The sequence below is a fragment of the Sphingomonas sp. P4_G2 genome, assembly GCF_056401155.1.
On sequence record NZ_JBFUJY010000009.1, the window covers coordinates 74,891 to 96,996 of the forward strand.

Sequence of the window (22,106 nt, forward strand, 5' to 3'; positions counted from 1 at the left end):
GATCTCACGCAGCAGACGCGCGCTATCAATCAAAGACCCCAGCTTTCGCTGGGGTGACGGTTGCGCTCAGGCGGCCATGATCATCGGTTCGAGGCCCGCGAGCCGCGTCCGTACCTCGGGCGTGACGATCTTGCGCGGGGTCAGTCCCTTCACCCCATCCGCGATCGCCTTGATGTGCGCCGGCGTCGAGCCACAGCAGCCGCCGAGGATGTTGACCTGTCCGGCTTCGGCCCATTCGCCGACCAGCCCGGCAGTGGTCGCCGGCTCCTCGTCATAGGCACCGAGTTCGTTGGGCAGGCCGGCATTGGGATAGACCATGATCAGCGTGTCGGCGATCCCGCTCAACGTCTTGACGTGCGGCCGAAGCTGCTCGGCGCCGAACGAGCAATTGAGCCCGATCGTCACCGGCTTGGCATGGCGCACCGCATGCCAGAACGCCTCGACCGTGTGCCCCGACAGGTTGCGGCCCGACAGATCGGTCAAGGTCATCGACAGCATGATCGGCAAGTCGCGGCCAAGCGCCTCGCCCGCCTCGATCGCTGCCATCACGCCGGCCTTGGCGTTAAGCGTGTCGAACACCGTCTCGATCAGCACGAAATCGATCCCGCCTTCGACCAAAGCGTCGATCTGTTCGCGATAAACGTCCTTGAGATAATCGAAGTCGATCTCGCGATAGCCGGGATCGTTGACGTCGGGCGACAGCGACAATGTCTTGTTGGTCGGCCCGATCGCGCCGGCGACGAAGCGTGGACGGCCGTCCTTGGCCTCGAACTCGTCGGCGATGGCGCGCGCCATCTTGGCGCTTTCGAGGTTGATCTCGCGGACCAGATGCTCGGCGCCGTAATCGGCCTGGCTGATGCGGTTGGCCGAGAAAGTATTGGTCTCGGCGATATCCGCGCCCGCCTCGAAATAAGCGCGATGAATCGATGCCGGCACCTCGGGCTTGGTCAGCGCGAGGATGTCGTTATTGCCCTTCTGGTCGTGGCTCAGGCCAAGCGTGCCGGCATAATCGGCTTCCGAGAGCTTCCAGTTCTGGATCTCGGTGCCGAACGCGCCGTCGGTGATCAGGATGCGCTTCGCGGCTTCCGCGAGCAGTTTTTCACGTGGTGTCATAGTTCTTCCCGTCGCCCCGGCGGAGGCTGGGGCCGTTAAGTTATCTCGCGCCAGTCAACTCGGCGGCCCCGGCCTTCGCCGGGGCGACGACCTAAGCCGCTTCCGCTTTCGCCGCGTCCTTGGGCCGGATCCCCAGCAAATGGCAGATCGCGTAGCTGAGCTCGGCGCGGTTGAGCGTGTAGAAATGGAAATTGCGCACGCCGCCCGCATAGAGCCGCCGGCACAATTCCGCGGCGATCGTCGCCGCCACCAATTGGCGCGCCGCGGGATGATCGTCGAGCCCGTCGAACAGGCGGCCCATCCAGCTCGGCACCGCGGTGCCGCACATCGCCGACATGCGCTGGACGCTGGCGAAATTCATCACCGGCATGATGCCCGGAACGATCTCCGCGTCGACGCCCGCCGCGGCGAGCGCATCGCGATAGCGGAAGAACGTCTCCGCCTCGTGGAAAAACTGGGTGATCGCACGGCTGGCGCCGGCATCGAGCTTGCGCTTGAGATTGTCGATGTCCGCCGCCGCATCGGGCGAGTCCGGATGGCATTCGGGATAGGCCGCGACCGAAATCTCGAACGGATGGAGCTTGCGAAGCCCCGCGACGAGATCGGCGGCATTCGCATACCCGCCAGGATGCGTGGCATATTTCTCGCCCGCGCGCGGTGGGTCGCCGCGCAGCGCGACGATGTGGCGCACGCCGGCATTCCAATAATCGTCGGCGACCTGATCGATCTCTTCCCTGGTCGCCTCGACGCAGGTCAGGTGCGCGGCGGCCGGGATATTGGTCTCGCGCGCGATCCGGGCGACGGTCGCGTGCGTCCGCTCGCGGGTCGAGCCGCCGGCGCCATAGGTTACCGAGACGAAGCGCGGGGCGAGCGGGCTCAATGTCTGCAGCGACTCCCACAGGGTCTCTTCCATCTTCTCGGTCTTGGGCGGGAAGAATTCGAAGCTGACCTGGGCATCGCCCGCGACATCCGCGAACAACGGACTCGCCAGCGCCAGCCGCGCCTCCGCCATCTGCTTGACCGAAACCATTACGCTGCCTCCGCTATACGCGCCGGCGCGCCTGCCTTGCGCGCCAGCCACAATTTCACCGTCAGTTCGCCGCCCTCGAGCGTCTCGGTCCGCACCGGCGCGAGCCCCGAATGCTCGAACCAGCCAAGCATCTGCTCGTCCGAAAAGCCGAGACGCGCATGCGCGTCGCGAATCCGCAATTCCTCGCGCCCGTGCGGCGCGAAATCGACGATCAGCAACCGGCCGCCGGCATTGAGCACGCGCGCCGCCTCGGCGATCGCCGCGTCGGGCGTCTGCGCGAAGTGAAGAACGTGATGCAGGATCGCGAGGTCCGCCGTGCCGCTATCGAGCGGCAGCGCGTAGAGATCGGCCTGGCGCAATTCGGTATTGTCGAGCCCGCGCTCGGTCAGTTTGGCGCGCGCCAGCCGGAGCATTTCGGAGCTGCGGTCGATGCCGAGCGCATGATCGGCCTGACCGGCGAACAATTCGAGCATGCGGCCGGTGCCGGTGCCGATATCGACCAGCCGCTCGACCCGGGCATCGCCGAGCACCGCGGCCATCGCCGCTTCGACCTGTTCCTCGGCGATGTGCAGCGAGCGGATCGCGTCCCACTCGCCGGCATTACTCTCGAACCAGCCCGCCGCGTGCGCCGCACGGTCGGCGCGCACCGCCGCCAGCCGTGCCGCATCGGCCTCGGCACGAGCATGCGCGCGGTCGCCTTCCCAGGCATCGAGCGCGATGCAGAGCGGTGCGGCGACATCGCGCGCGCCCATCGCGACGAACACCCAGCTGCCTTCCTTGCGGCGCTCGACGATGCCCGCATCGGACAATATCTTCACATGCCGGCTGACTCGTGGCTGGCTTTGTCCCAGCACTTGCGCGAGTTCGCCGACCGACAGCTCCATCGAGCGCACCAGCGCGACGATCCGCAGCCGCGTCGAATCGGCAAGCGCGCGGAAGATGTCGAGAGCGTTCGGCATGTCAGATAGAGATATAAAGATATCTTTATATGCCGTCAACGCGTTGCGCGCGGAACGGGGCGGCGGTAGCGGTGTGAGGGTGCGGACCCATTATTAATGAGGATCGAGACAGTCATGTCCGGGATGCTGTGGGAGGAGGAGGGCGAAGAACGGGGGGTTTCCCCCGTTCGAGCGCTCCGACGCGCCACAGCGCCCGGACATGGCTGCCGCGAAGCGGTGGGACGAAAAGGGCCGCTGGAGCGGTCGGACGCTTGCCAGATAGACACCGCTATCTGGCTGCGCGCCCTCTCTCCCAGCAGCCCTTTTCGTCTCCATCTCGACCTCATTAATAATAGGTCCGCACCCTAATCGATCAATTCCGCAGGAGAGTATAGATGACCAAGGCTCCCAAGACACTCGCCGTGTCGCTCGCGATCGTCGCCATGCTCGGCATCGCCGCGTGCAGCCAGAAGGCACAGAACGAAGCGGCGCAAGCGGCCAACACCATGGCCGGTGACGCCAATGCGACGATGGCGCGTGCGGTCAACACCACCGACGCCGCGGTCGATTCGGCGCTGGGCGCCGCCGAGAACCACATGGATGCCGCATCGAACAAGATGGACAAGGCGACCAAGGATGCGAAGAAGGATGCCGGTCAGGCGCTGAAGGATGCCGGCAACGAGATCGAGGATTGATGCGCGCTCGCCTCGCTTTCGCCGGCCTCGCCCTCATGATGGGCATGGCGGCGTGCTCGAGCCGTGACGATACCGGCGGCGTATCGGCCGACGACCAGCGCGCGTTGAATGACGCCGCGGCGATGCTCGACGCCAACACTGCCGTGCCGGCCCAGCCATCCGATCCGACGCCGTCCGACCAAGGAAACGCGCAATGACCGATCTTCGCCGTCTCGGCGCCAGCCATCTGCATACGCCCAAGCTCTGCCTCGGCGGTAACGTGTTCGGCTGGACCGCGGACAAGGCGACCAGCTTCGCCGTGCTCGACGCCTTCGTCGATGCCGGCGGCACGCTGGTCGACACAGCGGACGTCTATTCGGCTTGGGTGCCGGGCCACAAAGGCGGCGAATCGGAAAACGTGATCGGCGAGTGGATCAAGTCGAGCGGCAAGAAGATCGGCGTCGCCACCAAGGTCGGCATGTTGCCGAGCGCGGCGGGCGAGAAGCTCGCGCCGGCGCGGATCGCGGAGGCGTGCGACGCGTCGCTTCAGCGGCTCGGAGTCGAGCAGATCGCGCTCTATTATGCCCACCAGGACGACGAAGCGACGCCGCAGGAAGCGTATATGGAGGCGTTCGCCAAGCTGGTCGCGGCGGGCAAGGTGGCGGTACTGGGCGCGTCCAATTTCCACGCCGTGCGGCTCAAGTCGGCCAACGACGTCGCGCGCGCCGCCGGTCTGCCGCATTTTCAGGTGCTGCAGCCCGAATACAATCTGGTCAGCCGGCACAAGTTCGAAGGCGAACTGCAGGATTATTGCGTCGAATATAATATCGGCCTGCTGCCTTATTACGGCCTCGCCTCGGGCTTCCTGACCGGCAAATATCGCTCGGCCGACGATCTCGGCAAGAGCGTGCGCGGCGGGCGGATGACCGCCTATCTCGAGGGCAAGGGCCCCGCGGTTCTGAAGGCGATGGATGAGGTGGCGGCGGAAACCGGCGCGACATTGGCGCAGATCGCGTTGGCCTGGCTCGCCGCGCAACCCGGCGTCACCGCGCCGATCGCCAGCGCGACCAGCGTGAAGCAACTCGAGGAATTGCTCCCGGCGATGGACTTGACGCTCAGCGCGGCTCAGCTGGACAAGCTCGACGCCGCCGGCGCCTGACTCCCGCAAGCTAAAGGGGGCACATGCACCTCGATCTGATCCAGTCGCTGTCGATCGCCGGCGATTCCTCCAAGGCGAATGACGACCGCGCCGGCGCGGGCCACGCTTGTGCCTGGGTGATCGACGGCGCGACCGATCTCGGCGAACCGGGGCTGCTCGGCAATCGCGGCGGCGCGGCGTGGATCGCGGCAGAGGCGGACCGCGCCTTCGCCGCCGCCCCGGAGGACGGATCGATCGAGCAGATGTGCCGGACGGTGTTCGAGCGCGTCGCCGCCGCTTTTGCCGAGCAACGCACACGTGCCCCCGAAACCTGGGAACTGCCTTCGGCCTCGTTCCTCGCGGTATCGATTGCCGAGAATGTGATCGATTGCGCCTGGCTGGGCGATTGCGCGGCCCTGCTGATCCGCGACGGCCAGGCGACCCGGATCGGACCGCAGCGCGATATCCGCGACGACGAGACCGATCTCGCCCGGAGCGTCGCGCATCACGGCCTGGGATCGGTCAAGCGCGCGGCGCCGGTGCTCGACGTGCTGCGGACGGCGCGCAGCCGCCCCGACCGGCTGGTGCTCGGGGTCGACCCGGCGGGTGCCGAGCACATCTATTATTCGAGCCAGCCTTGTGTGGCCGGCGACGAATTGCTGCTGATGAGCGACGGTTTCGCCGCGGTCACCGATCTCTATCGCCTGATCGATCAAGCGGCGCTGCCCGGCCTGCTCGCCGAAGGCGGGCTATCCGGCATCGCCGCGCAACTGCGCGCCGCCGAGGCCGACGATGCCGAATGCCTGCGCTGGCCGCGGTTCAAGCAGGGCGACGACGCCACCGCGATCTGGCTGCGCGTCGCCGCGTAATCCTTGGTCACGACCAAACCCGTCGTCGCCGGGCCTTGACCGGCGGCGCAAGCTCGCGCGCTAGTCACAGGTAGGAGGTCACGGCCGGCGGTTCCCACCAGGCATTGTCGCGCCCGTTGGCGAAATTGACCGGCGTCTCCGCCAGTTCCTGATCGCTGACGTCGTCGAGGCAATTGACGTTGACCGATACGTAATCGCCGCCGATCGCCTCGACATAACCATCGCCGAACGACGCGACGCCGCAGGTCTTGCAGAAGCGGTGATGGCCGGATTTCGTCCCGAACTGATAATCGGACAGATTGTCGGCGCCCGACAGCAGCCGGAACTGGTCGGGCTTGAGTAGCGCACCCCAAGCGCGGCGCTTGGTGCAGATCGAGCAATTGCATTTCCCGGTGCCGGCGGCGAGATTGATATCCGCCTCGAAACGCACCGCGCCGCAATGGCAGCTGCCGTGATAGGTCTTCAACATCCCTGGTCTCCTGTCGTTCGCAGGAATCGACTTACTGCCACCCTGCTGCCACCATGCTGTCAGCATCGTGCAGCTAAAGAGCCGAAATGCGACGCGCCGACCGCCTGTTCCAGATCGTCCAGATCCTCCGTCGTGAGCGGCGACCGATCACCGCCGAGACGATCGCCATCGAGCTCGAGACCTCGAAACGCTCGGTCTATCGCGATATCGCCGCGTTGATGGGGCAGCGCGTGCCGGTGCGCGGGGAAGCCGGGATCGGCTATGTACTCGACGACGGCTATGACCTTCCGCCGCTGATGCTGACACCCGAAGAGGCCGAGGCCGCCGCGCTTGGCGCGCAATGGGTCGAAGGGCATGGCGATCCCGCTTTGGCGCGCGCCGCCCGCGACCTGCTCGCCAAGATAGCCGCGGTCGTGCCGAACGAGATGGTCCCGCTGATCACCGATGCCGTGGCGCGCACCGCGCCGGGCTGGCGGATCGTGCCGGATAGCGTCGATGCTAGCCGATTGCGCACCGCCATTCGAAGCGGCAGCAAGATTCGCCTCACCTATCGCGACGAGCAGGATCGGGTCAGCGAGCGCATCGTCTGGCCGGTAGCGATCGGCTATCTCGACGCCGCGCGGCTGCTTGCCGCCTGGTGCGAGCTGCGTGAGGATTTCCGGTCGTTCCGCCTCGACCGCATCGTCGCGGCCGATGTCCTGAAGGATCGTCATCCGGTGCGGCCGGCTGCGCTCAGGGCGCAATGGCTCGATCGCTTCCGCGACGGCGCGGCGTAAGTCGGCGCGGTGTCGCCTTGCCCTTCCGGTCTCTCTTTAAAAAACGAAACGGCCCGGAGGGGCTACTTCCTCCGGGCCGTCCCTGGTTCGCCGCATGCGGGGGCTGACGCGGCGAACGTCGCGGCCAGGCCGCGATTATATTGTTGCCGGTAACGCCGCGGCAAAGCCGCGTCGTCAGTCGGGGTTGTGGCCCCGCCGGCCGGGCGCGAGCGCGAGCGCGGAATAGCCTGCGCTATCCCGCTCGATCACGCCGCGAACTGGTTCATCGTATTGTGCGCGCCGCCCGCCTTGAGCGCCGCCTCTCCTGCGAAATACTCCTTGTGATCGTCGCCCAGGTCGCTGCCCGACATGTTCTGGTGCTTCACCGCGGCGATGCCCTGACGGATTTCCTCGCGCTGGACGTTCTTGACATAGCCCAGCATCCCGGCCTCGCCGAAATATTCCCTGGCCAGATTGTCGGTCGACAAAGCAGCGGTGTGATAGGTCGGCAAGGTGATCAGGTGGTGGAAGATCCCCGCCCGCTTGGCGGCATCCGCCTGGAAGGTGCGAATCCGCTCGTCGGCCTCGGCCGCGAGATCGGTCGCGTCATAATCCACGCTCATCAGCTTCGCGCGATCATAGCCCGACACGTCGCGGCCGGCTTCGACCCAGGCGTCATAGACTTGCTGGCGGAAATTGAGCGTCCAGTTGAAGCTGGGCGAATTGTTGTAGACCAGCTTGGCGTTGGGCACGGCCTCGCGGATGCGGTCGACCATCGAGGCGATCTGCTCGATATGCGGCTTCTCGGTTTCGATCCACAACAGGTCGGCACCGTTCTGCAGCGAGGCGATGCAATCCATCACGCAACGATCGGCGCCGGTCCCTTCGCGGAACTGATAGAGGTTGGACTTCAATCGCTTCGGACGGACCAGCTTGCCGTCGCGCTCGATCACGACGTCGCCGGCCTTGAGGTCGCCGATCGCGATCTCCTCGCAATCGAGGAACGAGTTATACTGGTCGCCAAGATCGCCGGGCGCGTGGCTGATCGCGATCTGCTTGGTCAGGCCCGCCCCCAATGAGTCGGTGCGCGTGACGATGATGCCGTCCTCGACGCCGAGCTCGAGGAAGGCGTAGCGGCACGCGCGGACCTTCGCCAGGAAGTCCTCATGCGGCACGGTGACCTTGCCGTCCTGATGCCCGCATTGCTTTTCGTCCGACACCTGATTCTCGATCTGCAGCGCGCAGGCACCGGCCTCGATCATCTTCTTGGCGAGCAGATAGGTCGCCTCGGCATTGCCGAAGCCGGCGTCGATGTCGGCGATGATCGGCACGACGTGCGTCTGGTGATTGTCGATCGCGTGGAGCAATCGCTGTTCGGCAACTTCGTCGCCCGCCTCGCGCGCCTTGTCGAGGTCGCGGAACATCATCCCCAGTTCGCGCGCGTCGGCCTGACGCAGGAAGGTGTAGAGTTCCTCGATCAGCGCGGGAACACTCGTCTTCTCGTGCATCGACTGATCCGGAAGCGGTCCGAAATCGGAGCGCAATGCGGCGACCATCCAGCCCGACAGATAAAGGTAGCGGCGTTCGGTCGAGCCGAAATGCTTCTTGATGCTGATCATCTTCTGCTGACCGATGAACCCGTGCCAGCAGCCGAGCGACTGAGTGTAGTTGGCCGGATCGGCATCATAGGCCGCCATGTCGCGGCGCATGATCGCTGCCGTATAGCGCGCGATGTCGAGCCCGGTGCGGAACCGGTTCTGGATCTGCATCCGCGCCACCGCCTCGGCGCCGATCCCGTCCCAGGTGCCGTTGTGGCTCTTGATGAGCTGGCCGGTAGCAGCGATCGAATCTTGGTAGGTCACGGTACGTCCTCGCTTGTAGTGATACGAGGTTATGTACAGCTATTTACATGATTCGCCGTCAGCAGCCCGAGGACGATAGTGGTCATGATGTGACTACGAGCGCAGAATCGTCCGATAATATGTAATCTAATTTACAGTCTAATCGACCTTCCGCCAGACCGAAATCGGGATGTCGCCATTGGGGCGCGCGGCGACGGTGTAGCGCAATACCTTGCCCTGCAACTCGTACTGCCTGACCTGCCTCGTCCCGTTCCAATTGGCGAAGCTCGCTTGCTCGATCGCGAAGGTCAGCGTGTGCGCCTTCACGTCCGCGCTCAACGTCCCATAATGCACGCTCATCCCCAACGCGGTCTCGCGATATTCTTCGGGCGTGCCGGTGGCTCGGTCGCCCGAGGCGAAGCGGGGCCGTTCGCTCTTGTAGATCATCAGCGCGTAGCGGCCGGCAGCATCCACCATCATGCTGCCGCGCGGCGCCGCCCCATAGTCACGGCCGATACTGCCGTCCGGATGCCGGACATCCGCCGCGACAAGCGACCAGGTACCGACCAGCGCGCGGGGCAGCGACGGGCGCTCATCCGCGGCGGATGCCGTGGCGAGTGACCCGCCAATCAGGACAGCAGCGACAGCCACTTCGATCGTGCGCGGCGGTAGCAACAGTCTGAACATCTTTATTCTCCTTCCTCTTCGTCGCTACCCGACCCCTCCAATCCACAAAAACGAATAGTTTTTATGCCTCACTTCAGTTATTCTGAAGTATGCAATTGCCCAATCTCGACATGGACGTGCTCCGGACGCTGGTGCTGGCCGAGCAATTGGGCGGTTTCGGCCGCGCCGCGGAGCGCGTCGGGCGATCGCAATCGGCGGTCAGCCAACAAATCCGCAAGATCGAGGACCAGGTCGGAGAGCCGCTGTTCGCGAAACAGGGCCGCGGCCTGGCGCCGACGCCGGCCGGTGAAATCCTGCTCGCTTATGCGCGCCGCATCCTCGACCTCAACGACGAAGCGCTGATCGCGGTCCGGGGTACGGCCGCGCAGGGTCAGGTGCGCTTCGGCCTGCCCCCCGATCTCGCCGAAACCTGGCTTCCCGACGTGCTCGGGCGATTCAATCGCGCGCATCCGGGCGTGCGCCTGGAAACGATCGTCGATCGCAATCGTGCGCTCGTCGACCGACTGGACCGCGGCGAGCTCGACGTCGCGCTCGCCATGAACCAGACCGACCGCGCCGATGCCCGGCCGCTGGTCGCATTGAAGGCAGTGTGGATCGGACCATCGCCCCGCCGCTTGCATTGGGATCCGGAGGGCGGCGAGCCGCTGCCACTCATCCTGACCGAAGCGCCCTGCTTCTTTCGTCAGCGTGCACTTGCCTTGCTGGAAGCCGCCGGCATCCCGTGGCGCGTCGTGCTGACCAGCGCGAGCGCGCGCGGCCTGTGGGCCGCGGTCGAAGCCGGGCTCGGCGTGACCTTGCGCATTCCGGTCGGCGTCCCGGCGGATCTGCACGTCCTTGGCATCGAGCAGGGACTTCCCGATCCGACCGGCGAGCCGTTCGTCCTGTCGATCCATGATGGCGGCCGCATCCTCGAGCCCGCCGCTCGGCAACTCTACGATATTCTTGCCGCCGCGATGACCGACCGGCCCGGCGGCTAAGCTTCAGTCGAGATCGATATCGAAGTGCAGCACATCCTCGCGCCTGCCCAATCCCGAGTAGAGGGCAATCGCGGGATCGTCGCCCAAATCGGCCTGGACGAAGATGACATAAGCGCCGCGCGCTTTCGCCACGCGCTTCAGTTCCTCGATCAGCGCGGTCGCGATGCCGCACCGGCGATAAGGCTCGGCAACGGCCAGATCGTAGAGATAGATCTCGCGGCGCGCCTGTCCGAACTTCTCGAGGACATAGGCGGCGATCCCGCCCACCACAGCGCCATCGGCCAACGCCGCCAGCGCAATGAAGCTTTCGCCGCCGAGCAGGCGCGCGAGCCAGGCGTCGTCAGGTCGCGCATCATCATAGCCAGCCGGATCCTCGAACGCCGCGCCGAACATGCCGAGCATCTGGTGCATCAGCGACAAATCGGCGGGCCCGAGCGATCTGATCTCCGCCGCGGCCATCTCAATCGCCGCCAAAGGTGAACGGACTGACCCCGCGTTCGCGTTCGTTGACCAGCAAGGCGCGGCCCGCCGGCGCGGCGCTGCGTTGCGGGCAGGATGGGCGCGCGCAGGCGCGGCATCCCAGACCGATCGGGGTCGCCTCGCCTTTCAGGTCGATTCCCCGTGCCGCCGCCATGCCGCCCGCCACGTCCGCCGCGACGCCGAGTCCGACCGCGAATTCCGCCTGCACCGCGCCGTAACGGCGGCCCTGCGGCGTCACGGTGCGCGAGAGCGTCAGCCAGCGCGCGCCGTCCTCGAGTTCGACCAGCTGGACCGCAAGGTCGCCCGGCCGATCGAACGCCGAATGCACCCGCCAGAGCGGGCAACGCCGGTCGCTCTCGACCAACGGCGAACCGCTCGCGCCCGAAAAGCGCTTCGAGACCTGACCGGCGCGGTCGATCCGCACCATGAAGAAGGGCAGCCCGCGCGCGCCCACGCGCTGGAGCGTGGTCAGCCGGTGCGCGACCTGCTCGAAGCCCGCGCCGAAGCGCCGCTGCAGCAGTTCGAGATCGTAGCCGGTCGCCTCGCAGGCGCGCAGGAAACGGGCATAAGGCATCATCACGGCCGCGGCGAAATAGCTGGTGAGATAGCGGCGATAGAGTCGCTCGCCCGCCCGGTCGGCGAACGCTGCACCCTGAACCAGCGCCTCGACCATCGATCGCGCCTCGATCTGGCCGAGTTGATAGGCCGCGGCGAAAGTACGGCTGGCGGCATCGAGCGTCTCGGACACTTGCAGCTGGCGGGCGTGGAGATCGGTCCGCCGCAGCAGATCGGGCATCACGTCGACCGGCAGGATTCGGATGGTCAGTTGGTGCTTGACCCGCAGGCGCTCGGCGATCGCGCCGTAAAGGTCGCCGGCGCCCATCCGCAACTCGTCGGCCAGCGCCTCTGCCGCCGCATCGAGATCGGCGTAATGGCCGCGCCAGCGCTCGATCTCCTTGCGCAATTCGGCGATCGCGTCAGTCGACCCACCCGCCTCCCCCGTCGCCGCGCCTTGTCCCAGCCGATCGAACACGCGCGCAAAGGCCTCGGCGCCGCCGGGCGCGCCTGCCAACCATTCCTCCACTTCGTTACGGTCGATCTCAAGGTCGGCGAACATCGGATCGGCGAGCCGACGCCGAATCGCCGCCGCGCCGCCGCCGGGCTCGCCCGCCGCCAGCGCGCGCGGATCGAAATCGAATGTCTCGGCAAGCTTGACGAGCAACGCCGCTGATAGCGGGCGCTGATTCTTCTCGACTAGATTAAGATAGCTGGGCGAGATGACGAGCATCTCCGCCATCGCCGCCTGAGTCAGTCCAGCGCGCCGACGCAACCGTCGGACCGCGTGCCCTGCCAGCAATTTGCGATCGGCCATGCTAGTCCCCGAATAGAATTGCCCGGCGGCAGCGATCCGGCGGCGGCGGTCAATTGTCAATACTTTACATACCGACTGGCAATGTCGCCCGATCGGTCGACAGCCCGACCTCGGCACGGACCGATGCGATATCGCCCAACGCGCGAAATTCGGCCAGTTGCCCGCTCAGAGACGAGCGTCTGCGCTTCAGTCTTGTAAGGTTTCCGACTTTCCTGGGGAGGAAAGGATGCCCGCCGGGTCGATCTCGGCGGGCATTTTCTTTGTCAAAATCCTGCAGCGGCGGGTGCGGAGGGCTGACCCGTGCCGCGGCACGCCGAGGATCAGTCGATCGGCACCAATTCGACCACGTCGAGCAAAGATTCGAAATGCGGATAGGGCAGCACCAGCCGCCAACGCCGCGGCCCGATCCGCTGGACGATCCCCGCCATGTCGCGATTGGCATCGCGGCCATAATCCATCGGATTCTCTTCGTCGCCGAGCGATAGTGTGCCGAGAAATATCTGGCGATAGCGGTCGTCGTCGAACACCAGCCCCGCGGGGCGCTGCGACCCGCCGATCTTGTAGAAACTCAGCATCTCGCCTTCGGGATCGATGCGGCAGCGGAAGGCGGGATAGGCAGTGAAGTCGCGATTGCCCGGCCGCTGTCCGCCGAGCTTGAAGACGCGGCAGCGATAATCGCCGGCGGGTGGCTTGGCACCTACCAGAGCTCGATCAGGATCGAACAACACGCCTTGCGCGGCGATCGTCTTACCCTGGCCCGCCGCGCGTGCTTTGGCGAGCGCATCCAGCCACGCTTGACGCGTATTGCGCAACCGCACGCGGTCGTCCGCCGTCGCCACGCGCCGCCAGTCCGCCGGTATGTCGTCTTTCGCCATCGCCGGAGCGACCGCGACCACGAACAGGGCACCTATCAGCGCCCCGAAATGCGCCCTTTTCATGCCGAGACAACCAACCACCGAAGGGATGGTTGCGCAGGCGATACGTTAGAGTCGGTTTCAGCAAGCTGAAAAGACGTCAGGCCGCGGTCCAGCCGCCGTCGACGGTCATATTGGCACCGGTGATCGACTTGGCTTCGTCGCGGCACAGGAACAGCGCGAGCGCCGCGACTTGCTCGGGCGTGACGAATTCCTTGGTCGGCTGAGCGGCGAGCAGCACGTCGTTCATCACTTGCTCGCGCGTCAGACCGCGCGCCTTCATCGTGTCCGGGATCTGGTTCTCGACCAGCGGCGTCCAGACATAACCGGGCGAGATCGCATTAACGGTGATCCCGTCGGTCGCGACCTCGATCGCCGCGGTCTTGGTCAGGCCGGCGATGCCGTGCTTGGCGGCGACATAGGCCGATTTGTTGGGGCTGGCGACCAAGCTGTGCGCCGAGGCGGTCGAGATGATCCGCCCCCATTTCGCCGCCTTCATGTACGGGATCGACGCGTGCATCATGTGGAACGCGCTGGTCAGATTGATGGCGATGATCGCGTCCCATTTGTCGGTCGGGAATTCGTCGATCGGCGCGACGTGCTGGATGCCGGCATTGTTGACGATGATGTCCGGCCCGCCAAGCTCGTCATGACAGCGCTTGACCATCGCCTCGATCGCCTCGGCCTTGGTCATGTCGGCGGCATCGTACAGCGCCTTCGCCCCGCTCGTCGCCTCCAGCGCGACGCGTTCCTTCTCGATCGCGGCAGCGTCACCAAAGCCGTTGATCATCACGCTCGCGCCCTCGGCGGCGAACGCCTTGGCATAGGCCAGTCCGATGCCCGAGGTCGAACCGGTGACGATGGCGCTCTTGCCCTTGAGGAACATGCGGGTCTTCTCCTTAACGGGGGGTGAGGTCGAAGGCGGCGGTCTTGCCGTCGATGATGTTCTCGGCGACCAGTTCGGCATTGGCCATCGTCGCGGCGACGTCTTCGCTGCCCGCCTGCCAATGTTCGCGCATCGTCCGCGCCGAGAATTCGAAATCGCGCGCGCCGCCTTCCCAGGCATTGGCGCGATAGATCAGATGGACCAGATTGACCGGATATTCGGCCGATCGCTCGGCCAGCGCGCGAACGTCGGGGTCGTTGCCCATTTCGGGCGGCAACTTGGCGAGCACGCGCCGCGCGATCTCGCGATCCTTGCGCAGCCGCATCAATTGCGTCGAGATTTCGCGCGAGCGGCTCGAGAAGCGGATTTCCTTTTCGCGCGCCATTACGTCCATGATCGTTCGCGGCCGCACCGCGATCGACGGGAACAGGTCGACCTGGAACACCAGCAGGGCTTCGGCCTGGTGATCGAGCACATGGCTGAGCGGGGTATTGGAGACGAGCCCGCCGTCCCACCACAGCCGACCCTCGATCTCGACCGGAGGAAGCCCCGGCGGCAGCGCGCCCGAGGCCATGATGTGGCGCGCGTCGATCCGATCGAGGCGATTGTCGAAATAACGGAAATTGCCGCTTTCGACATCGACCGCGCCGACCGACAGCCTGACCGGCCCGTCGTTGAGCAAATCCCAGTCGACCAGCTCGTTGAGCGTGTCGCGGAGCGGCGCGCTGTCGTAGAAGCTGAGCGCGGCGTCGGTCCCAGGCGCCGCCATCACCGGCGCCAGGCCGCGCGGCGAGAAAAAGCCTGGGACGCCGGCCAGCATCACAAAGCCCGCCGACCATTCGTGCAACGCCTCGCGCACCATGTCGTCGGGGAAGATCGGGAAGCTCGGCAGCGAACTCGTCACCTTGTCCCAGAATGCGGTCAGCCGTTCGACTCGCCGCTCGGGCGGGTTGCCCGCGACGATCGCGGCATTGACCGCGCCGATCGAAATGCCCGCGACCCAGTCGAGCTCGATGCCATTGGACTCCAGCCCTTCGATGACGCCGGCTTGATAGCTGCCGAGCGCACCACCGCCCTGAAGCACCAATGCCACCTGTTCGGGCAAGGGGAGCGCCTTGGCGCGGCGGCGGGCTTTGGTATCGGCCATCGCGAGCCCGCATGGGCCAAGAGCCCGAGTCGATCAATCGGGCGATTGCAACCATGGGCGTTGGAGCGCATTTTGATACGCGACGAAAACGACAAAAGGGGCAGCCGATGCGGCTCGACGACTTCGATCCCAACATCAATGTCGAGGATCAGCGTGGCCAGGGCGGCAGCGGTTTCGGCGGATTCGGCGGCGGTGGAGGGGGCGGTGGACTGCTGTTCGCCTTCCTGCCCTTCATCTTCAACCGGTTCGGCTGCCTCGGCGTCGCGGTCGTCATCGGGCTGTTCTTCGTGTTCAGCGGCGGCCTGCAATTCGCCGACACCGGCAGCACCGGCGGCAGTCGCGCACCGACCGAAGCGAGCCGCACCGCCGGCGGCAGCGACGTCCGGTCGAGCTGCACCCTCGACGCGTCGTCCAAGGTCGCGTGCAATGCCTTCAGTTCGGCGGACAAGACTTGGGCGGCGATCTTCCAGCAACAGGGTCAGCGCTTCGTCGCCCCCAAGCTGGTATTCTATTCGGGCAACGGCCAGTCGGGCTGCGGCGCCGCGCAATCGGCGATGGGGCCATTCTATTGCCCCGGCGACCAGGGCATCTATCTCGACACCAGCTTCTTCCAGGAATTGTCGCAGCGCTTCGGCGCGCCCGGCGACTTCGCGCAGGATTACGTCATCGCGCACGAATTCGGCCATCATATCCAGAGTTTGTTGGGCATTTCCGATCGCGTAACGCGGCTGCAACGCAGCTCGAGCGAGGCCCAAGGCAACCGCTTATCGGTGATGCTCGAGCTCCAGGCCGATTGCTTCGCCGGCGTGTGGGCGGCGCAGAACCGCAATCGCATGGATCCCGACGATCTCCAGGAAGGCATGACCGCGGCCAAGGCGATCGGCGACGACACGCTGCAAAAGGAAACGCAGGGTCGCGTAGTCCCCGACAGCTTCACACACGGCACCTCGCAGCAGCGGATGACATGGCTGAAGCGCGGCCTCGACAGCGGAGACTACCATCAGTGCGATACCTTCGCGGGGGCGATCTAGACTTAGCCCTCGACCGTCACCCCGGCCTTGTGCCGGGGTCCACTGAGTAACGCCCGGCGTGACGTTGATGTGGAGGATGTCACCCCTCCACCCGCGCCACGCCGTCATCGACGCGGATCAGCGTGTCGCACAGCCGCAAGCTCGAATCGCGATGCGCGACGATCAGGATAGTCGGGCGCGGGTCGAGTGCGGCCAGACGCTTTAGCAAATCGCCCTCGCTGCCCTGGTCGATCGCGTTGGTCGCCTCGTCGAGCACCAGCAGGCGCGGCTTGCGCAGCAGCGCGCGGGCGATGGCGAAGCGCTGGCGTTCACCGCCCGACAGCAGCGCACCCCGTTCGCCGACGATGCTATCGATCCCCCTGGGCATCCGCGCCACGATTGCGGTCGCGCCGACCATCTCGATTGCTGCGTGCATCATCTCCTCGCTGATCGTCTCGTCGCCCCAATCGAGATTGCGGCGCACGCTGTCATGGAACAGGAAGCCGTCCTGCGGAACATAAGCAATCGCCCCGCCCCAGCCGCTGCCAAGCGCGCGGCCGCCGACGGTGATCGTGCCCTGTTGCGGTTCGAGCAGGCCGGTGATGATGTCGACCAAGGTGGTCTTGCCGCCCCCGCTCGCGCCGGTCAGCCCGGTGATCGATCCTTCGGCGATGGTCAGCGTCGCGTCGCCCACGCCACCGCCGCCGTGATGGCGATAGGTCACGAGCGACAGCTCGATCGGTCCGCGGGGTGGCACGTCGGCCTCGGCCTGCGCGAACGCGCCGAAATGCCGTTCCGCCTCGCGCACCGCTTCGAACGCGGGGACGCCATAAGCGACTTGCTGGATCGATTGCTGGATCGCCTGGGCCGGCCCCACCATCCGCCCGAACACCAGGACGACGATGATCAGCCGCGCCGGCGGCACGCCCAGAAGGTTGACGCCCGCGAGCACCACGCCCGCCAACGCCACCGCCGATCCCAAGGTAAACCACAAGCGCGCCCGCGCCTGGTCGCGCTGGAACCACAATTGCCGCCGCCGCGCGACCGATTGCGATGCGGCAAATTCGTCGACGAAACGATCGCGCATCTGCTGCGCGGCGGCGATCTTGAGCCCGCCCAGAAAGCTGCTGGCGTTGCTCATCATGTTCTGGCCCGCGCGCATCGCCAGTTCGCCGCTACTGTGGTTGCGCGCCTGGTTGAGCGCGATCAGCACCGCCCCGATCACCATCGCCACGCCCGCGATCAACGCCAGTACGGGCGCGAGCGCGGCGACGACGGCAAGCTGCACCAGCGTGGAGATCAAGGCGACAGTCATCTGGATCAGCTGCTGTGCCGTGACGCCGATCCGCATCACGTCGATTCCGATCAACGTCGTCGTCCGCGAATGATCGAGCGCAGCGATTTCCCGCCACGGCGCGACCGCCAGCGCGCGCAGGACGCGCAGGCGCTGGGCATCGACGAAGCGCGCCTGGAGCGCCTGCATCGAAAGATCGCGCGCATAGAGCACCAACCCGCGCACGACCATCATCACCATGAAGGCGATCATCATCCACGCGATCAGATGCGGGGTGCCGGCAATGCCCCATTTCGCGGCATAGCGATGCACCCAGCCGGGGCCACCGCCCGTCACCACAGTCAGGATAGGCACGAGCAGCAACAGGCCTGCACCTTCGACCGCGGCGCCGCTAAGCGCGAGGCCCAAGGCGGTCGCCGTCCGTCGCGGGCTCATCGCGGCCAGGGCACGCGTGATCGCCAGCATCATTCGCAGCGTTCTTGTGGCGTCGCCCCCGGTCACCGCGCCTTGTTAGGGGCGAAGCGCGCCGCTGTCACCGCTGCGTGATGGGTATCGCAAGACATGTTTTGAGCTTGGCAATCCAGTGCGGGGCGACGTTCAAATTTCCCCTCCCTGCTTGCAGGGAGGGGATCAAGGGGTGGGTTTAGCGTCGGGCGAGGCTCGATGCCTCGTCCGGCGCTGTTTTGCCGGTAGGTCGATGAGTCTTTTTGGGCGCGCAGACGCGCGCACCCACCCCCAACCCCTCCCTTGCAGGGAGGGGAGTCTGAAAGCCGGACTATCGTTACCCTAATCGACCAGCGAGAGCAGCCGTTCCTGTTCGATGGGCGCCGGCGCCGGACTCGTAAAAGCATCGCCGCCAAGCGTCGCGAGCAGGTCGACCAGCCTTTGCTCGGCATGGGTGCCGGTCGCGCTGCGATTGCTCGGGTGACCGGGCATGAGACTGCTGGCGTCGACGAAGCGGCTTCCCCAGCTGTCGGCCAGCGCCAGCACCTGTTCGACCGCGGGCGACGGATCGCAGGCGACGATCGACGGAAACGGCAGCTTGGTCGCGGGGCTCAGCCGCACGTTGCGCGCGATCGCCGACTGGCCGAAGCCATAGCTTAGCGGCGACAATAGCACCGCGCCGCGGATGTTGCGCAGGTAGGAGCGCGGCGAGAGCTGCGCCCACCACGCCACCGCCAGGCACGCCACGCCCTGCGCCAGGATGACGGCGGGCTCGGCGCGATTGGCCATCACAGCATCGAGCTGCAATGCCCAGCGCCCGCTGTGGAAGCGGGAAAGATCGAGTTCGACGCGCTGCAAGCGCGCCGCGATCTGGGTATCGCCCTTGACCGAGACGATAATCGGAACAGGCTTGTCGAACGACGTATCGAAGTCGCGATCCATGACAGCTCTCCCAAGCGGGCGCGTCGCCTCTGTTCTTGCGAGCGCCTCCGACTCGGCGGCGCCTGATGCAAAGCTATTCCGATCGATTTGATGTACAAACGCCTTGCGACGAATTGAGGTGCGGCAGAGCCGGACCGGAAAAAAACCGGTTACACGGCGAAGGCCAGCGAGAACTCAGCCCCGCCATCGGGGTGATTGCGGGCGGCGATACCGACCTGCATCGCTTCGGCGAACCCCTTGGCGATGGCGAGGCCCAACCCGCTACCGCCGCTGCGGTCGCTGCCGCGCCCCTGCGCGAAGGTATCGAACACGCGTTTTTCCGATCCCGGCTCCAGTCCGGGACCGTGGTCACGCACCGCCAGCAAGACGGCGTCCGGCATCCGCTTGCCGATGATCGCGACGCGTCCGTCGCCGCCATGGATCGCGGCATTGGCGAGCAGGTTGATCAGCACATGGTGAAGCAGAGTCGGGTCGGCACGGACCAGCGGCAAGTCCACCGGCACCTGTAAATCGATATGCACGCCACGCAGCAAGTCTTTGAGATCGTGGACCGCACTGGCCACCGCGTCGGTCAGGTCGATCGCCTCTGGGGAGATCACCAGCGCCCCCGTATCGAGCCGCACCATGTCGAGCAGATTGTCGAGGAAGCGCCGCAGCCGCGCGATATCGGCGCGCGCCAACGGCACTGCCGCGGCATCGGGATATTGCCGCGCCAGGGCGTCGACCGAGGCGGCGACCGAGGTCAGCGGGGTGCGCAGATCGTGTCCGATCGACGACAGCAATGCCGCGCGCAACCGGTCACGCTCGCGCAAGACCGATACGTCGCGCAACTGGTCCTCGAGCTTCAGGCGCTCCTGTGCGAGCGCGGCCTGGCCCAGCAAGGTGGTCAGCAGCACCGCGCGATCCGCACCGACCGGGTTGCCGCCATCCTCGGCGAGCAAGCCCACCACGCCGAGCACGCCGAGCGATGTCTTGAGCGGCTGGAACTGCCAATCGGCGGAGACCAAGGTTGCGGTGCCGACTCCGGTCGCCTCGCCCCTGCTCCACGCCCAGTCGGCGGCGGCGCGATCGACCGTGCCGAGTTCCGGCGTCGGGCCGGGTGCCGAAGCGATGCACTCGAGTTCGCCGTCGCGCTGGTCGAGCAGGATCACGGTCACGCCGAGCAATCGCGCCGCTTCGCTGCAGATCGTCTCGCTGGTCGTCCGCCAATCCGACGCGCGGGCCAGCGCCTGGCCGAACCCCGCCACCGCGGCGTTCTCGTGCGCGCTGCGTGCACCGATCGTCGCGCGCACTCGGAGCCGGCCGGTCAGATTGGCGGTGAAGGTGGCGATGCCGATCAGGACGAACATCGTCAGCACACTCTGCGGATCGGCGATGGTGAAGGTGTAGAGCGGCGGCAGGAAGAAGAAATTATAGGCCAGTCCCGCCAAGATGCCGGTGCCGACGCCAGGCCACAGTCCGAGGCGCGCCGACGCCACGATCACCGGCAACAGATAGATGAGGTCGATCCCGCCGGGTCCGATCCACGGCTCGGCCGCCCGGGCCAGGATCGTCGTCATGGCCACCAACATCAGCGGCACGAACGCGTCGATCGCGAGGCTCCAGTCGCCGCGTGGAACGCTGGTCCTGATCCGCTGCGGCGCATCGCCGGCCGGAATGACATGGACTGCCAGGCCCTCGCCTGTCGCCAGCATCGCTTCGACCACCGAGCGATGGCGCAAGGCGAACCACCAGCTGCGGCTCGATTTGCCGATCACCAATTGCGTGATCCGTGCCTCGGCGATCTGGTCGCGCAGGCCGGCGGTGACGCTTTCGGCCGGTACGGTGGCGATCGTCGCGCCCAGGCTGGAGGCGAGCCCCAACATGTCCGCGATCTGGCGCCGCTGCTCCTCGCCGAACCCGGCGGCACGCGGCGTTTCGATGAACACCGCTTGCCATGGCGCCTTCAACGCATCGGCCAAACGCTTGGCGGCGCGAACCAATGTGTCCGCGCCCGGCAGCTCGCTGACCGCCACCAGCACGCGCTCGCCGCCGGCATAGGTTCCCGTCACGGCATGGGTATCGAGATGCTCGGTCAGTGCCTGATCGACGCTCTGCGCCGCGCGGCGCAACGCCATTTCGCGCAACGCCGACAGATTGGCCTTGGAGAAGAAGCGGTCGAGCGCGCGGGTCGCCTCGGCCGGAATGTAAACCTTGCCTGCTTTCAACCGCTCGATCAGCTCGTCGGGCGGCAGATCGACCACCTCGACCTCGGCGCCGTCGAACACGCTGTCGGGGACGGTTTCGCGCACCCGCACGCGGGTGAAGCTCGCAACGACGTCGTTGAGGCTATCGACGTGCTGGACGTTGAGCGTGGTATAGACGTCCATCCCCGCATCGAGCAGCTCCATCACGTCCTGCCAGCGCTTGGGGTGACGGCTGCCCGGTGCATTGGTGTGGGCGAATTCGTCGACGAGGACGAGCTGCGGCCGGCGCTCCAGCACGGCGTCCAGGTCCATTTCCTCGAGTTGGTGCCCTTGATAGTCGATCGGCCGGCGCGCGATAATCTCGAGCGGTTCGACCAGCGCCTGGGTCTCGGCGCGGCCGTGCGTCTCGACCACCGCGACCACCACGTCGATTCCGGCGCGCTGGCGCTCGGCGCCTTCGCGCAGCATCTCGAACGTTTTGCCGACCCCGGGCGCGGCGCCGAGGAAGATCTTCAGCCGCCCGCGCTCTTCGGCTTTCGCGGCGCGGAGCAGCGCGTCGGGGGAAGGGCGATTATCGTCGGGCAAGTGCGCAAAACTCCAGTGTCGAAAGCAGAGCACGGGATCGGCATGAACCGCGGATAAGGCAAGTCACGACGGCTCGATTCTAATGGCTTCTTAATGCCGCGGCCACGCTTTCGCCCGCGCACCTTAATGCCCTACCCTCCTATCTCGCCGGCCGACCAATAGGAGGCCGATCATGCCCGACATCATCTGGCTCGCCATACTCGGCGGGCTGTTCCTGGCGACGCTCGCCTTCGTGCGCCTGTGCGACAACGCCTGAAATGAACCTGCACCTCGCGCTCGCTGGGCTGACCGCATTCGGCCTGCTGATCTACCTCGTCGCCGTTCTCGTGCGGCCCGAACGCTTCTGAGGATATTT

22 protein-coding genes are annotated in these 22,106 nt (G+C 66.1%); 8 read left to right on the plus strand and 14 right to left on the minus strand.

All coding sequences use genetic code 11. The annotated features are described in order from the left end of the window. Positions 1-66: 66 nt before the first annotated feature. From AC1DRD_RS20290 to AC1DRD_RS20300, 3 genes are all read right to left on the minus strand, one after another. Positions 67-1,113 (minus strand): homocysteine S-methyltransferase family protein, encoded by a 1,047-nt coding sequence (locus tag AC1DRD_RS20290; protein ID WP_478042809.1) that lies wholly within the window; start codon positions 1,111-1,113, stop codon positions 67-69. A 91-nt stretch (positions 1,114-1,204) separates the two neighbouring features. Then, positions 1,205-2,143 carry a methylenetetrahydrofolate reductase gene (gene metF, locus AC1DRD_RS20295; RefSeq protein WP_478042810.1) on the minus strand — a complete coding sequence of 313 codons (939 nt, stop codon included), beginning with the start codon at positions 2,141-2,143 and terminating at the stop codon, positions 1,205-1,207. After that, entirely contained in the window at positions 2,143-3,102 is a 960-nt protein-coding gene (locus AC1DRD_RS20300) for an ArsR/SmtB family transcription factor (RefSeq protein WP_478042811.1), read from the minus strand. Before AC1DRD_RS20300 ends, metF begins: the two co-directional genes overlap by 1 nt. A gap of 374 nt (positions 3,103-3,476) precedes the next feature. Between AC1DRD_RS20300 and AC1DRD_RS20305 the strand changes: the two genes are divergently transcribed. Genes AC1DRD_RS20305 through AC1DRD_RS20320 form a run of 4 tightly spaced genes read left to right on the plus strand, consistent with a single transcriptional unit; the run spans position 3,477 to position 5,762 of the window. After that, the gene (locus tag AC1DRD_RS20305; protein WP_478032074.1) at positions 3,477-3,776 is read left to right on the plus strand and encodes a hypothetical protein; all 300 of its coding nucleotides are present in this window, start codon (positions 3,477-3,479) and stop codon (positions 3,774-3,776) included. Continuing rightward, positions 3,776-3,973 carry a hypothetical protein gene (locus AC1DRD_RS20310; RefSeq protein ID WP_066821613.1) on the plus strand — a complete coding sequence of 66 codons (198 nt, stop codon included), beginning with the start codon at positions 3,776-3,778 and terminating at the stop codon, positions 3,971-3,973. Before AC1DRD_RS20305 ends, AC1DRD_RS20310 begins: the two co-directional genes overlap by 1 nt. After that, entirely contained in the window at positions 3,970-4,914 is a 945-nt protein-coding gene (locus AC1DRD_RS20315; RefSeq protein ID WP_478042812.1) for an aldo/keto reductase, read from the plus strand. The genes AC1DRD_RS20310 and AC1DRD_RS20315 overlap by 4 nt, the downstream gene beginning before the upstream one ends. A gap of 23 nt (positions 4,915-4,937) precedes the next feature. Next, a complete protein-coding gene (locus tag AC1DRD_RS20320) occupies positions 4,938-5,762 on the plus strand; it encodes a protein phosphatase 2C domain-containing protein (protein ID WP_478042813.1) in 825 nt (274 codons plus the stop codon). Positions 5,763-5,826: 64 nt separating this feature from the next. Here the strand turns inward: AC1DRD_RS20320 and AC1DRD_RS20325 are convergent, their stop codons facing one another. Beyond that, a complete protein-coding gene (locus tag AC1DRD_RS20325) occupies positions 5,827-6,231 on the minus strand; it encodes a GFA family protein (RefSeq protein ID WP_478042814.1) in 405 nt (134 codons plus the stop codon). A gap of 86 nt (positions 6,232-6,317) precedes the next feature. Between AC1DRD_RS20325 and AC1DRD_RS20330 the strand changes: the two genes are divergently transcribed. Further along, the gene (locus AC1DRD_RS20330) at positions 6,318-7,007 is read left to right on the plus strand and encodes a helix-turn-helix transcriptional regulator (RefSeq protein ID WP_478042815.1); all 690 of its coding nucleotides are present in this window, start codon (positions 6,318-6,320) and stop codon (positions 7,005-7,007) included. A 245-nt stretch (positions 7,008-7,252) separates the two neighbouring features. Here the strand turns inward: AC1DRD_RS20330 and AC1DRD_RS20335 are convergent, their stop codons facing one another. Both AC1DRD_RS20335 and AC1DRD_RS20340 read right to left on the minus strand, forming a co-directional pair. Next, positions 7,253-8,848: an isocitrate lyase gene (locus tag AC1DRD_RS20335; RefSeq protein ID WP_478042816.1), complete on the minus strand. Its 1,596-nt coding sequence runs from the start codon at positions 8,846-8,848 to the stop codon at positions 7,253-7,255. Positions 8,849-8,986: 138 nt separating this feature from the next. Further along, entirely contained in the window at positions 8,987-9,514 is a 528-nt protein-coding gene (locus tag AC1DRD_RS20340) for a lipocalin-like domain-containing protein (protein WP_478042817.1), read from the minus strand. A gap of 89 nt (positions 9,515-9,603) precedes the next feature. Here AC1DRD_RS20340 and AC1DRD_RS20345 point away from each other — a divergent pair, with 89 nt between their 5' ends. Then, on the plus strand, positions 9,604-10,491 hold the full coding sequence (locus AC1DRD_RS20345) for a LysR substrate-binding domain-containing protein (RefSeq protein ID WP_478042818.1): 888 nt from the start codon (positions 9,604-9,606) through the stop codon (positions 10,489-10,491). Positions 10,492-10,494: 3 nt separating this feature from the next. Here AC1DRD_RS20345 and AC1DRD_RS20350 read toward each other — a convergent pair whose 3' ends face one another. From AC1DRD_RS20350 to AC1DRD_RS20370, 5 genes are all read right to left on the minus strand, one after another. Continuing rightward, the gene (locus AC1DRD_RS20350) at positions 10,495-10,950 is read right to left on the minus strand and encodes an AAC(3)-I family aminoglycoside N-acetyltransferase (protein ID WP_478042819.1); all 456 of its coding nucleotides are present in this window, start codon (positions 10,948-10,950) and stop codon (positions 10,495-10,497) included. A 1-nt stretch (position 10,951) separates the two neighbouring features. Beyond that, positions 10,952-12,343 (minus strand): helix-turn-helix domain-containing protein, encoded by a 1,392-nt coding sequence (locus AC1DRD_RS20355; RefSeq protein ID WP_478042820.1) that lies wholly within the window; start codon positions 12,341-12,343, stop codon positions 10,952-10,954. Positions 12,344-12,663: 320 nt separating this feature from the next. After that, on the minus strand, positions 12,664-13,281 hold the full coding sequence (locus tag AC1DRD_RS20360; protein ID WP_478042821.1) for a DUF4893 domain-containing protein: 618 nt from the start codon (positions 13,279-13,281) through the stop codon (positions 12,664-12,666). Between the two features lie 76 nt (positions 13,282-13,357). Next, on the minus strand, positions 13,358-14,143 hold the full coding sequence (locus AC1DRD_RS20365; protein WP_478042822.1) for a 3-hydroxybutyrate dehydrogenase: 786 nt from the start codon (positions 14,141-14,143) through the stop codon (positions 13,358-13,360). 13 nt (positions 14,144-14,156) lie between these two features. Continuing rightward, complete coding sequence (locus AC1DRD_RS20370) at positions 14,157-15,290, minus strand: patatin-like phospholipase family protein (protein ID WP_478042823.1); 1,134 nt, start codon at positions 15,288-15,290, stop codon at positions 14,157-14,159. Between the two features lie 107 nt (positions 15,291-15,397). On the opposite strand from AC1DRD_RS20370, the gene ypfJ reads away from it, so the two are divergent. Further along, complete coding sequence (ypfJ, locus tag AC1DRD_RS20375) at positions 15,398-16,321, plus strand: KPN_02809 family neutral zinc metallopeptidase (protein ID WP_478032053.1); 924 nt, start codon at positions 15,398-15,400, stop codon at positions 16,319-16,321. A 79-nt stretch (positions 16,322-16,400) separates the two neighbouring features. On the opposite strand, the gene AC1DRD_RS20380 is transcribed toward ypfJ, so the two are convergent. The 3 genes from AC1DRD_RS20380 to AC1DRD_RS20390 form a co-directional block, all read right to left on the minus strand. Continuing rightward, entirely contained in the window at positions 16,401-18,062 is a 1,662-nt protein-coding gene (locus AC1DRD_RS20380) for an ATP-binding cassette domain-containing protein (protein ID WP_478042824.1), read from the minus strand. 318 nt (positions 18,063-18,380) lie between these two features. After that, positions 18,381-18,980 carry an alpha/beta hydrolase gene (locus tag AC1DRD_RS20385; protein ID WP_478042825.1) on the minus strand — a complete coding sequence of 200 codons (600 nt, stop codon included), beginning with the start codon at positions 18,978-18,980 and terminating at the stop codon, positions 18,381-18,383. A gap of 149 nt (positions 18,981-19,129) precedes the next feature. After that, entirely contained in the window at positions 19,130-21,751 is a 2,622-nt protein-coding gene (locus AC1DRD_RS20390; RefSeq protein WP_478042826.1) for a DUF4118 domain-containing protein, read from the minus strand. Positions 21,752-22,008: 257 nt separating this feature from the next. On the opposite strand from AC1DRD_RS20390, the gene kdpF reads away from it, so the two are divergent. Further along, the gene (gene kdpF, locus AC1DRD_RS20395; RefSeq protein ID WP_066809408.1) at positions 22,009-22,098 is read left to right on the plus strand and encodes a K(+)-transporting ATPase subunit F; all 90 of its coding nucleotides are present in this window, start codon (positions 22,009-22,011) and stop codon (positions 22,096-22,098) included. Positions 22,099-22,106 lie beyond the last annotated feature (8 nt).